The following is a 12040-nucleotide window of genomic DNA, read 5'->3' as shown; positions in this document are numbered from 1 at the left end:
GGCGTGGAGCGGCTCGGCCGCCACCAGGGCCCCGTACAGTCGCGTCGTGACCCACGGCGATCGATACGGCAGCGACGTGCTCTCCGGCGACTGGCGCGCGGCGGGCCGACGCGTCGTGCCCGACGTGCCCGCAGTGCGTGATCTCGTCGTCGAGCTGCCCGACGACGGTCTCGAGGGATCGGGCTTCGTCGGCACGGTCGTGCACGTCGGCGCGGGAAACGTGCACCTCGAGGACCGGCGAGGACGGGTTCGGGCCTTCCCACTGGGCGGCGGCTTCCTCGTCGACGGCGCGCCGGTTGCGCTCGTGAAGCCCGCGCCGTCGAGCGGAGCATCCGCAGGGCGCGCCCGCACGGCGAGCGGCTCCTTCGCCGTCGAGGATGCGCCCGCGCGGGTCGCCCGCGCGAGCCGCATCTGGGTAGAGGGCCGCCACGATGCGGAGCTGGTCGAGCAGGTGTGGGGCCACGACCTGCGCGTCGAGGGCGTTGTCGTCGAGTACCTCGAGGGCGTCGACCACCTGAGCGAGCGGCTGCGCGAGTTCGCGCCGGGCCCGGGGCGACGGGTGGGCGTGCTCGTCGACCACTGGGTGGCCGGGTCGAAGGAGGAGCGCCTCGCGCGCGAGGCGCTCGCGGGCCACGGGCGTGCGTCGGCGAGCAGCGTGCTCGTCGTCGGCCACCCGTTCATCGACGTGTGGCAGGCGGTGAAGCCCGAGCGGGTGGGCATCGCGGCGTGGCCGGACGTGCCGCGCGGCATCGACTGGAAGACCGGCACCTGCCGGGCCCTGGGGTGGCCCCACAAGTCGGCCGCGGATCGGGCGGCAGCCTGGCGGCGCATCCGCGGCAGCGTGCGCGGCTTCGCCGACCTCGAGCCGGCGCTGCTCGGCCGCGTCGAAGAGCTCATCGACTTCGTGACCGCCGACTAGGCAGACCTCAGGCTTTTCTCGCGGTTCACGACGCCTCGCACGTGTGCGAGCGTGCGAGGTGTCGGTGACGGTGCGAGGAGCGCGACCGGTGTCATCGGGCGACGAGTTCCGTCGGCTGAGAGCGACGCCCTGGCGACGCCCCGTGCCCCGAGAACGACGAAAGCCGCCCCACGTCGTCGGGAGGCGGCTGTCGTTCAGTCGGCGTCGGGCGGACCCGACGCGACGAGGGTGGAACTAGAGGGGACGGATGTTCTCCGCCTGCAGGCCCTTGGGGCCCTGCGCGACGTCGAACTCGACCTTCTGGTTCTCGTCGAGCGAGCGGTAGCCGCTCGACTGGATGGCGGAGAAGTGCGCGAACACGTCGGCGCTTCCGTCATCGGGGGTGATGAAGCCGAAACCCTTTTCGGCGTTGAACCACTTCACAGTGCCTGTCGTCATTGCTGACTCCTTGTTACTCACGGAGTTTCGACTGTCGAAACCACCAGTCGAACCACTCATGAATCCTGCTCTATACGAGAGCAACCTGCCGCTGTGACACTGCATGTTTCGGATCGCCGAGGCGTATCAACTTCATCGCTCACAGTAGTGCACAAAGGTGCACGGCAGAACATCCTTCACCGAGTTGTTATCGGGCTGTCATTCAGCACTTCCCTATGGCCGAGCCCTAGCGTGAAGGTCATTGAACCCTTGGGAGGACCCATGAGCTTCTTCGACCGCCTGTTCGGCGCCCCCACGCCCGAGCCGGAGCCCCGCGCGCAGGCCGCCAGCGGTGTGCGCGGCGACGACGAGCGCGCTGTCGAGCGCTACCGCTATCTGCTCGAGACGGCGCCCCCGGAGGCCATCGAGCAGGTGCACGCGGAAGCGTTCGCGAAGCTCACGCCCGAGCAGCGTCAGCTCGTCTTCGCGCAGCTCACCGAGAACGCGCCGGCGGGGGATGCGCCTCGCGCCGACGACCCGCAGTCTCTCGCGCAGGCGGCCACCCGGTCGGAGCTGCGGCAGCCGGGCACGATGGAGCGCTCGCTCGTCGGCCCGGGGTTCGGCCAGATGCTCGGTGCGTCACTGCTGGGCACGGTCGCGGGGTACGTGATCGGCTCAGCGATCGTGAGCGCCTTCCTGCCGCCGGTCGATGCGGGGCTCGCTGATGCCGGCGCGACCCAGGCGGGCGCCGACCCGGGCGCTGACCCGGGCGCTGATGCGTTCGGCGATGTCGGCGGCGGGTTCGGCGACTTCGGCGACTTCGGGTTCTGACATGCCTCGACCGCAGCGGCAGAAGCCGGGGCCCGGCCAGGAGTCGGTGTGGGACTACCCGCGGCCGCCACGGGTGGAGCCCGTGCACGCGCGCGTGACGATCGAGCTCGGCGGTCGACAGATCGCCGAGTCGACGCGGGCCGTGCGCGTGCTGGAGACGAGCCACCCGCCCGCGTACTACCTGCCGCCGGAGGACTTCGCGGCGGGTGCCCTGGTTCCGGCCGAGGGCACATCGTTCTGCGAGTTCAAGGGCCGAGCTCAGTACTACGACGTCGTGGGCGGTGACCTCTCGGCGCCGCGCAGCGCCTGGTACTACGCCAACCCGAGCCCGGGTTTCGCGTCGATCGCGGGCTTCGTCTCCGTCTACCCGGGCCGCATGGATCGCTGCACCGTCGACGGCGAGGTCGTGCAGGCGCAGGAGGGCGACTTCTACGGCGGCTGGATCACGGCCAACATCGTCGGTCCCTTCAAGGGAGCGCCGGGCACCTGGGGCTGGTAGCCGCACCGTGGTGATCGGGTGCCCTCACCCGGGCGAGGCTGAGCCCGTTTCGGGCTGCCGAACTGCGGAGGGCGGGCACCCGCTGGCAGGATGACCGGGTGACAGTCACCGCGCCGCGCTCCGTCGACATCCGCCGCTGGCGTCGCTATCTGGCCGACGAGCGCGCTGAAGCGGCGGTCTACCGCGACCTCGCAGCTCGCCGCGAGGGCGAGGAGCGCGCAATCCTGCTCGCCCTCGCCGACGCCGAGGGACGCCACGAGGCCCACTGGCTCGCGCTCCTGGGGGCTCATGCCGCCCGCGTTCCGGCGGTATCGCTGCGCACGCGCATCCTAGCCTTCTTCGCGCGGCGCTTCGGCAGCGTCTTCGTCCTGGCTCTCGCCCAACGCGCGGAATCGCGGTCGCCGTACGAGGGGGATGCCGATGCCACGGCCGCGATGGCCGCCGACGAGCGCATCCACGGCGAGGTCGTGCGCGGGCTCGCGGCGCGCGGACGGCAGAGGCTCGCGGGCTCCTTCCGCGCGGCGGTGTTCGGCGCGAACGACGGTCTCGTCAGCAATCTCGCGCTCGTGCTCGGCATCGGGGCGACGGGCGTGTCGACGGGCACCGTGCTCGTGACGGGGCTCGCGGGTTTGCTCGCGGGTGCGCTCTCGATGGGGGCGGGGGAGTTCGTGTCGGTGCGCTCGCAGCGCGAGCTGCTGGCGGCGTCCACGCCCGACCCGCATGCGCACACGGCGCTCGCCGACCTCGACGTCGACGCGAATGAGCTCGCGCTCGTGTACCGAGCCCGGGGCATCCCGGTCGAGGAGGCGGAGGTGCGAGCCCGGGCGGCCCTCGCCCGCACGAGTGAGGGTGCGAGCGCGCGGCTGACCTCGGCGGTCGCACCCGACGAGCACGAGGCGGTCGGCTCGGCGTGGGGTGCCGCAGGGTCGAGCTTCGCCTTCTTCGCCTCGGGTGCGGTCATTCCCGTGATCCCGTACCTGGTGGGTCTCAGCGGCCCGCTCGCCGTGTTGATGGCCGCGACCCTGGTCGGCGGCGCACTGCTGCTGACGGGAGCAGTCGTCGGTCTGCTGTCGGGCGCGTCGCCCGTCAAGAGGGCGCTGCGCCAGCTCGCGATCGGCTACGGCGCGGCCGCCGCTACGTACCTGCTGGGGCTCGCCTTCGGAGCGGCGTTCGTCTAGCGAACACCGGCAGCGCACCCCGATCAGGGTTTTCCCATGCTCGTGTCGTACGATGAAGGGTCGGCCACCCGGTCGGCACAGGAGCGAGTGATCCCGGTGTGAGTAAACCGCCGGACCTGTCACGGTGACCTCCGGCTCCCTCTGGAGCCCTTGCGCAATGACGTGCACCGACCGTGTCCACGGCCCCGATGGCCGCCACCAAGATTGCCGATACCTCTATGATCCACTCTCTCTACGTCTCTGCCGTGCGCGCGGCGCACCTCGACCCCTACCGCTTCCGTCACCGGATGCTCGTGGCCGCCGCCGCGCTGGTGGCGATCGCGGCCCTCCTGCCCTCCGGTGTGTCGGCGATCGCGGCGACCTCCACCGAGCGTGCCTCGGCAGAGCCGCCGAGCCAGACCTTCGAGGCGAGCGAGCTCGCGACGATGCCTCTCCTCGAGCGCGAGGAGGTCACCATGGACGTGCGCCCGCCGATCATCTTCCCCGTCGGTGACTACGCGGTGGCGAGCGGATTCGGACTGCGCGCGGCGGCATGCGATGCATGCTCGACCGACCATCGTGGAGTCGACTGGACTCTCGGGTACGGCACGCCGATCAAGGCCATGGCCGATGGAATCGTGTCGGAAGTGGGCACGCCGGGCGGCATCGCGGGCACCCTCGGGCACTGGATGACGATCGACCACATCATCGACGGCCAGCGCGTCACGAGCCTGTACGCCCACATGGTGCCCGGCTCGAACCCGCACCGCGCGGGCGACGAGGTGCGGGTGGGCGACGTCATCGGCCAGATCGGCACCTCGGGCGTCACCACGGCGCCTCACCTGCACTTCGAGTTGCACCTCGACGGAATCCAGGTCAACCCGCTGCCGTGGCTGAGGGCGATGGGCGCCGCAGGCTGACCCTGCTCTCCTGCGCTCTTCCCGAGAACCCAACCGCGCAGGCCACCGCTCCGAATCTCTCCTGCATAGACTGGCCCACACGCGTCAGCGTGAGGCCGCAGCCGACCCATCGCACGAGGAGAGCCCATGTCATTGGCAGCATTCGCCCGCCGCATCGAGCTGGAGACCCGGCCCATCCACCCAGACACGCGGAGGGCGCTCGACAAGCGCTGGGCGGAGCTGCCGGAGCATGCCAAGACACCCGAGCAACTGCTGGGCAAGTGCGCCGTCGGCTGCGAGGGGACGCACGGCGTGTTCCCCAAGTGCAACCTGACCTGCTCGCCCTGCTACCACTCGGCTGACGCGAACAAGGTGCGCATCGACGGCAATCACACCGTCTCCGAGGTCACGAAGCAGATGAACTACCTGCGCGAGGTGCGCGGCCCGCGCGCCCACGCTCAGCTGATCGGCGGCGAGGTCAGCCTGCTCGCGCCTGAGGATCACCGCGCTGCCCTCCAGGCGATGCGCGCCGTGGGCCGCGAGCCGATGTCGATGACGCACGGCGACTTCGACTATCAGTACCTCCTCGACGTCGTGCTCGATGAGACGGGCAAGCCCGCGTTCAAGAAGGTGTCGTTCGCGGCGCACTTCGACTCGCTCATGCGCGGCCGCACGGGCGCCGTGCGTCCGAAGAGCGAGGCCGAGCTGAACCCGTTCCGCGAGAAGTTCGCGCAGATGTTCCTCGACCTCAAGAAGCAGCACAAGGTCGACTCCTATCTCGCGCACAACATGACCGTGACGCCGACGAACCTCGATGAGGTCGAGGAGGTCACGCGCGACGTGCTGCAGATGCCCTACGACATGATGTCGTTCCAGCCTGCCGCCTTCATCGGCGACGACCGCCGCTGGAAGGAGAACTTCGAAGAGGTCACGATCGACGCGGTCTGGGAGCGCATCGAGGCGGGCGCAGGCCAGCGGTTGCCGCACAAGGCCGTGCAGTTCGGCGACCCCCGCTGCAATCGCCACACGGTCGGCGTCATGGTCGACGGCCGCTTCGCGAGTGTGCTCGACTCTGACGAGCCGAAAGACATCGCCGCTCGGGATCGCTTCCTGAAGCACTACGGCGGCATGATCTTCGGCGACATTCCGCGGTGGGCGCTCACGATCAAGGTTCTGCGCGCGATTCTCAGCCACCCACAGGATCTCCCGCCCCTTATCGGTCTGATGAACCGCATCGTCCGGCGCGGCGGCGGGTTGCGAGCGGTGCTGCGCGCTGCCCGCAAGGGAAAGGTGAGCTTCAAGACCTTCGTCGTGCACAACTTCATGGACGCCGAGCAGGTCAAGCCCGCCTGGGAGATGATGGAGAAGGGCATCGTCGCTGACGACCCCACGCTGCGGGAGACGCAGGAGCGACTCGGTTCGTGCATGTATGCGATGAGCCACCCCGAGACCGGCCGCCTGGTTCCGGCGTGCACGCAGCACTCGGTGCTCGACCCGATCGAGAACATCGGCCTGCGCAAGCTGCTGCCGCTCGAGCCCAAGGACAAGGCGGCGAAGAACAATGCCGCGACGGGCATCTCGAACGGCCGTGTCGACGAGCTCATGAAGGAGCCCGCCTCACGCTGGTAGCGCTCCTCCCACCGCCTCTCTAGAGGAGGGCGGGGGGTACGACCGTGCATGCTGAGCGTGGAATGTGCGCGGCGACCTCGTGCCCGACCGCGAGGGGCCGGCTCGCCGGCACCTCGGCTGCGAGCATGGCGGTTCCCACCGCGAGCTCGATCGCGGCGCGCGGGCCTCGCGCGTGCCGCGCCGTCACGACCGCCGCAACACCGGTCATGCCGCCGGGAGCCGGCACCGGGGGCGAGGCCAGGTGCACCGCCTCGTGGCGGACCACGAGCACACCCTCGCCGTCGGCCCACGACTCGCCCGCGGGCGCCTCGATGCTGCCGAGTGCTGAGTGGTGCACTCCCTGCCTCACCACGCCCTCCACCTCGATGCGGCCTCCCATCAGGCGCGCGACGTCGAGAGACGCCGGTCGTGTGTAGAGCCGTTCCACCGTGTCGTGCTGCAGCAGACGCCCAGAGCGCAGCAGCGCGACCCGGTCCGCGACGATCGCCGCTTCGTCCCGATCGTGCGTGACCATGACGACGGTGGGCCGCAGTCGCTCCCGCAGCGCACCCAGCAGATCGTGCATGTCGGCCCGCAGCTCGGGGTCGAGGGCGCTGAACGGCTCGTCGAGCAACAGCACGCGCGGCCGAGCAGCGAGAGCGCGGGCGAGTGCGACGCGCTGCTCCTGGCCGCCGCTCAGTGCCGTGACCGGTCGGCTTCCGAAGCCCTCGAGCTGCACGAGCGCCAGGAACTGGCGCGCATCCTCTCTCGCTTCGCGGCGGGGCGTGCCGGCGACGGTCGCGGCGAACGCGACATTGTCGAGCACGCTCAAGTGGGGAAAGAGGAGCGGGCGCTGGAAGACCATGGCCATGCCACGGCGCTCCGGCGCGACGCCGGCGACATCGGCGCCGTCGACGAGGATGCGACCGCTCGTGGGCGTGTCCAGTCCCGCGATCGCCCGCAGCACGCTGCTCTTGCCCGAGCCCGACGGGCCGAGGATCGCGAGGCATTCGCCTGCCTCCACGGTCAGGGTCACGTCGTCGACAGCGGCGGTGCGGCCGTCGAAGCTCTTGGTCAGCGCGTCGAGGTGCAGGGTGGTGCTCACAGGAAGCCCTTCTCCGATCGGGCGAGCGGCGAGGCGCTCGGGGTGCGGGTGCCGCCGGCGTAACGCCGACCGAAGCGGCCGAGCGCGAGCAGCAGCAGCAGGGGCGGCACGATCGCGCTCAGGGAGAGCACCGCGACAATCGCGTCGTTGCCGACCCCCGCGGCGAAGGAGCCCACGAGGAAGGGCAGTGTCACGATGGTGCCGCCGCCCACGAGCACGGTGATGACGTAATCGCTCCAGCCGACGAGGAAAGCCAGGAAGGCGGCACGCGCGAGACCCGGAGCGATGAGCGGCACGTGCACCCTCCACAGCACCTGCCAGCGGGAGGCCCCCAGGGTGCGCGCTTCTTCCTCGAAGGCGAGGTCGTGAGCGGCGTAGGTGACGCGCATCGTGTACACCGTGTAGGGCAGGGCGGCGGCGACGAGCAACAGCAGCACACCGACGATCGCGGGCACGCGCAGGCGAAGGAGGACGACCGTGAGGCCCATCACGGCGACGAAAGCCGGAAGGGCGAGGGGCGAGAGCAGGATGCCGCTCACGAGCCGCGGCGCGGGCACCGAGCCCACGGCGAGGGCTCGAGCCGCCATGGCTCCCACCGGCGTTGCGATGGCGGCGACCGCGAGGCTCAGCACCAGCGAGCGCCCGAACGCCTCGACACCGCCCTGCTCGAGCGCGGTACTGAGACCGTCGAAGCCCCACTGCGTGGGCAGCGGGGCGGGGAACGACCAGCGGTCGGCGACCGACCACAGCAGCAGAGGCACGAGGGGCAGCGCGAACCAGAGCGCGAGCATCCCGCTGAGGATGATGCGCGCAGCGCGGCCTGCCGGGCGCGGCCGCATGAGCCCGCGAGATGTCGCCTGACTGTCGGGCGTGACGCGCTGGCCGTACGGGATCATCATGGTCATCGCTCAGCCCTACTTCCACAGCGGCGTGCGCCGCAGCGCCGCCATGCCGAGCGCGACGACGGCGAGCGCGATGACGGTCGTGACCACCGCGACAGCAGCCGCCTCGGGCCGTGCGGTGAGGCTGATCGAGGTGAACAGGCGGAAGGCGAGCACGGGCAACGGCTCGGGGTAGGGCCTGCCCAATAGCCAGGCCACCTCGTAGGAGCCCAGCGTGTAGACGAAGATGATGATCGCGCTCACGATGACGGCGGGGCGGGCGAGCGGGATGACGACGTGCCGCAGGCGGCGGGCGCGGGATGCGCCGAGCAGCGCTGCAGTCTCGTCGTAGCGGGCGACACGACTCGCGAGCACCCCGGCGACGACGAGAGCGACGAACGCTGACTCCTTCCACGTGTACTCGAGCACGACGGCGATCCACCACGTGCCGCCGACGATGTCGGGCCACTCGGTTCCCGGGATGCCGAACAGGCGCGGGATGATGCCCGCATCGCTCAGCAGAAGGCCGACGGACGCCGCGCCCACGAGGTGCGGGATGGGGATCGTGAGGGCGCTGAGGCCCGCGACGAGCCGACCCGTCGTGCGACCCTGCGTGATGACGAGTGCGGCGGTGAGGCCGATGATGCACGAGAGCACTGTCGAGGCGGTTGCGATGGCGAGCGAGAGGCCGATGCCGCGCACGAGATCGTCGCCGTTCGCGACATAGGCGTCGAGGCTCAGCGACGCGTCGCCCACGAGGGGCAGCAGGCCGAGGCTCTGCACGAGGGAGACACCGATGCCTCCGCCCACGACGAAGAGCGCAATGAGAACTGCAGGGGCGACGAGCGCGATCGACGACCAGCGGCGGGAACCCCTCGGGGGGGCTCCCGCCGCCGGGCGGTCGAGCGCGGTGATGGTCGGCCCTACCGCGCGAGCACCTGCGCGCGCCAGGCCTCGTCGATGGGCGTGACCCAGGCGGCGGCGAGCTCGGGGTTGGCGTTCTCGCTCAACACGTCGTAGCTCGGCACGACGGGCGAGTCGGGCAGGGCCTCGAAGAGCGCGCGGTCCTCGTCACTCAACCGATCGAGGTCGAGCACCGTGAACTGGCCCCAGACGTCGGGCTCGGCCTTGGCGACCTGCTGCTCGACCGACAGTGCCAGGTTGGCGACGACCATCGCGCCAGCCTTGCTGCCCGAGGTCGAGGCGAGGCCGAGGAAGCTCGCGTTGCCGACGGTGCCCTCCTCGAGCGTCAGCACCCTCGTACCGGCGGGGTAGGTGCCGTCCGCGACGAGATCGGTGAGCGTCGCCGGCCCGTAGGTCATCGTGAAGTCAACCTCACCGTTGGCGTACAGCTCGTTGAGCTCGTTCGAGTTCTGCGGATAGGTCTCGCCGCCGCGCCACAGCGAGGGGGCCAGGTTATTGAGCTCCTCGAAGAGCGCCGGGGTGAGCTGCTCGAACGCTTCCTCGCTGTAGGCGAGCGGCACGTTCTCGTAGCCGCCGTTGACGCTGTAGAGCACCTCGCGCACGAACACCGAGCCCGTGAAGTCCGGTGGCGCAGGGTAGGTGAAGCGCCCCGGGTTGGCGCGAGCCCAGTCGAGCAGCTCGTCGAGCGTGCTCGGCACGTTCGTGACGGTGTCGCTGTTGTACACGAAGGTGAACTGCGCCTTGTGCCACGGAGCCTCGCAGCCGTCGACCGGGGTGCCGAAGTCGTCGAGCAGCAGCGGGTCAGCGGGGTCGGTGAGCGCCATGTTCGGCAGCAGATCGGTCCAGCCGCACTCCCAGGCGCCCGCCTCCTTGCCCGTTCCGAAGTTGTTGCCGTTCACCCAGACGAGGTCCACCTCGCCGTCGGTCTCGCCCGCCTGCACCTCGCTGAGGATGCGGTTGAGAGCATCGGGGGTGTCGGCGATCGGAACCTGCTCGAGCGTGACGCCCTGCTCGGCGGCAGCGGGAACGAGCACGTCGTTGACGTAGGCGTTGCCCTGCTCATCACCGCCGTACATCCACAGCTTCACCGTCTGACCCTGGGCCGCCTCGACGACCTCCTCCCACGATGCGTAGTCTTGGTCGTCCACTGGACGGGCATCTGCCGAGCAGGCGGCGAGCGCGGCGACGAGGCCGAGCGTCAGGCTCGCAGCGAGGCCGGCGCGAGCGCGGTGGTGACTGTTCACGATTCTCCTTGGCGGTGGGTGGAAGGGCTGGCGAGCTGCGCGCGGTCGTGAGCGATCGCGTCCATCTTCATGCTCCTACACTGACTGATGATGAGCGGTGTCCCAGTATCTCCCGCCCGAGGCGACAGTGGCGCTCGTCGTCGCGGCGTGATTCTGCGTGCCGTCACTCTGACAGTATTCGTCGCCCTCGCCATCGCGGTTGGGGTTCTCCTTCCCCTTCCCCAGTTGGAGGACGTTCGTGGCTGGACGGCCGAGCTGGGGCCTGCGGGAGGCGTCGGCTTCGCCCTGCTGTACGCGGCGATCACGCTCACTCCCGCACCCAAGAACGTGCTCTCCGTGGCCGCCGGCCTGCTCTTCGGTTTCGGCGCGGCGCTCGCCGCGGTCTACGCGGGGGCGCTCGCGGGTGCTGCGGTGGCCTTCGCGCTCGGCAGAACGCTCGGCCGCGACGCGGTGGAGCACTTCACGGGCGCCCGCGTCGCGCGTCTCGACGACATCCTGCGCCGCCGAGGGCTTCTCGCCGTGATCGGTGTGCGGCTGATCCCCGTGCTGCCCTTCACCGCGATCAACTACGGAGCAGGCCTCACGGCGGTGCGGCGTCGCGATTACGCGCTCGGCACCGCCCTGGGCATCCTTCCCGGCACCGTCGCCTACGTGGCGCTCGGCGCCTACGGGCTCGAGTTCGGCTGGCCCGCGTGGACGGCTGTCGGACTGCTGGGCGCGCTGACCGTGGCCGGGGCGGTGTTCGCTGGCCTCCGTCGCCGTCGCGCGGTCCAGCAGCCAGCCGCTCCGGCGGACATCACCCGGCCGGCCTCCGCCGACCAGGGGGAGCGCGCCTGATGCTCGACCGACCCCTGCGCTCCGTGCTCGCCCGACCGGTCGACGTGCTGGCTCGAGCTCTCGACCGCCCCTGGGTGTCGCCGAACGGACTCACGATGACGGGTCTTGCGCTCGGACTCGCCGCCGCCGCCGCCGCCGCACTGCAATGGTGGGGTGCGGCTCTCGTCCTGTGGCTCGTGTCGCGCGTGGTCGACGGGCTCGACGGCGCTCTTGCGCGCCTGCGCAGATCAGACGGGCGTGCTGGCGAGAGCGAAGCGGGCGGCTTCCTCGACATCACCGCCGATTTCGTCGCCTACGGAGCGACGGTCGTCGGAGTCGCCGTGGGCGCTACGGCGGCCTTCGCGGCGCCGTGGTGGCCGTTCCTACTGGTCCTGTTCGCGTACTACATCAACGGCACGGCATTCCTCGCGTTCTCGTCGATCGCCGAGCGCACGGGCCGAACGATCGACGACGGCCGCTCGCTGTCGTTCCTCGGTCGCATCGCGGAGGGCACCGAGACGATCGTCGTGCACAGCCTCTGGTTCATCCTTCCCTTCTGGGCCGCTCCGATCGCCGTCGGCTGGGCGGCGCTCGTGGCCGTGAGTGCGGTGCAGCGCATGATCGCGGGCTTCCGCGCTCTGCGCTGAGGCAGGATGCTCGGCGCCGGTCGCGTGGCCCCTCGTCACCCGCCGGCCACCTCGTCACTCCGTTCGTGACACATCACGCCGTACGTTCGACGT

Annotated in this window: 13 protein-coding genes; 8 read left to right on the top strand and 5 right to left on the bottom strand. The window is 70.5% G+C overall.

Annotated elements, in window-relative coordinates:
* The first annotated feature begins 46 nt into the window (after nt 1-46).
* Nucleotides 47-919: a DUF3097 domain-containing protein gene (locus RJQ01_RS03295; protein WP_350475284.1), complete on the top strand. Its 873-nt coding sequence runs from the start codon at nt 47-49 to the stop codon at nt 917-919.
* Between the two features lie 234 nt (nt 920-1153).
* Here the strand turns inward: RJQ01_RS03295 and RJQ01_RS03290 are convergent, their stop codons facing one another.
* Nucleotides 1154-1357 (bottom strand): cold-shock protein, encoded by a 204-nt coding sequence (locus RJQ01_RS03290; RefSeq protein ID WP_047567327.1) that lies wholly within the window; start codon nt 1355-1357, stop codon nt 1154-1156.
* Nucleotides 1358-1618: 261 nt separating this feature from the next.
* Between RJQ01_RS03290 and RJQ01_RS03285 the strand changes: the two genes are divergently transcribed.
* The 5 genes from RJQ01_RS03285 (at nt 1619) to RJQ01_RS03265 (ending at nt 6351) form a co-directional block, all read left to right on the top strand.
* Complete coding sequence (locus RJQ01_RS03285) at nt 1619-2167, top strand: hypothetical protein (protein WP_350475283.1); 549 nt, start codon at nt 1619-1621, stop codon at nt 2165-2167.
* A gap of 1 nt (nt 2168) precedes the next feature.
* Nucleotides 2169-2666: a DUF427 domain-containing protein gene (locus RJQ01_RS03280; RefSeq protein ID WP_350475282.1), complete on the top strand. Its 498-nt coding sequence runs from the start codon at nt 2169-2171 to the stop codon at nt 2664-2666.
* A gap of 98 nt (nt 2667-2764) precedes the next feature.
* Nucleotides 2765-3844, top strand: a complete 1080-nt coding sequence (locus tag RJQ01_RS03275) for a VIT1/CCC1 transporter family protein (RefSeq protein ID WP_350475281.1) — start codon at nt 2765-2767, stop codon at nt 3842-3844.
* A 218-nt stretch (nt 3845-4062) separates the two neighbouring features.
* Nucleotides 4063-4743: a M23 family metallopeptidase gene (locus RJQ01_RS03270; RefSeq protein WP_350475280.1), complete on the top strand. Its 681-nt coding sequence runs from the start codon at nt 4063-4065 to the stop codon at nt 4741-4743.
* Between the two features lie 126 nt (nt 4744-4869).
* On the top strand, nt 4870-6351 hold the full coding sequence (locus RJQ01_RS03265) for a hypothetical protein (RefSeq protein ID WP_350475279.1): 1482 nt from the start codon (nt 4870-4872) through the stop codon (nt 6349-6351).
* Nucleotides 6352-6370: 19 nt separating this feature from the next.
* On the opposite strand, the gene RJQ01_RS03260 is transcribed toward RJQ01_RS03265, so the two are convergent.
* From RJQ01_RS03260 to RJQ01_RS03245, 4 genes are all read right to left on the bottom strand, one after another.
* Nucleotides 6371-7435, bottom strand: coding sequence for an ABC transporter ATP-binding protein (locus tag RJQ01_RS03260; protein WP_350475278.1), 1065 nt, complete (start codon nt 7433-7435; stop codon nt 6371-6373).
* Nucleotides 7432-8340: an ABC transporter permease gene (locus tag RJQ01_RS03255; protein WP_350475277.1), complete on the bottom strand. Its 909-nt coding sequence runs from the start codon at nt 8338-8340 to the stop codon at nt 7432-7434. Before RJQ01_RS03255 ends, RJQ01_RS03260 begins: the two co-directional genes overlap by 4 nt.
* Before the next feature lie 9 nt (nt 8341-8349).
* Nucleotides 8350-9126: an ABC transporter permease gene (locus tag RJQ01_RS03250; RefSeq protein WP_350475276.1), complete on the bottom strand. Its 777-nt coding sequence runs from the start codon at nt 9124-9126 to the stop codon at nt 8350-8352.
* Between the two features lie 113 nt (nt 9127-9239).
* Nucleotides 9240-10484 (bottom strand): ABC transporter substrate-binding protein, encoded by a 1245-nt coding sequence (locus RJQ01_RS03245; protein ID WP_350475275.1) that lies wholly within the window; start codon nt 10482-10484, stop codon nt 9240-9242.
* A gap of 147 nt (nt 10485-10631) precedes the next feature.
* Here RJQ01_RS03245 and RJQ01_RS03240 point away from each other — a divergent pair, with 147 nt between their 5' ends.
* Complete coding sequence (locus tag RJQ01_RS03240) at nt 10632-11321, top strand: TVP38/TMEM64 family protein (protein WP_350475274.1); 690 nt, start codon at nt 10632-10634, stop codon at nt 11319-11321.
* Nucleotides 11321-11947, top strand: coding sequence for a CDP-alcohol phosphatidyltransferase family protein (locus tag RJQ01_RS03235; protein ID WP_350475273.1), 627 nt, complete (start codon nt 11321-11323; stop codon nt 11945-11947). The genes RJQ01_RS03240 and RJQ01_RS03235 overlap by 1 nt, the downstream gene beginning before the upstream one ends.
* The last annotated feature ends 93 nt before the right edge of the window (nt 11948-12040 follow it).

Source organism: Microcella sp., from assembly GCF_040286215.1.
GTDB lineage: Bacteria > Actinomycetota > Actinomycetes > Actinomycetales > Microbacteriaceae > Microcella.
The sequence above is the reverse complement of the archived record's forward strand: the minus strand, read 5'-3'. Positions and strand labels throughout refer to the sequence as shown.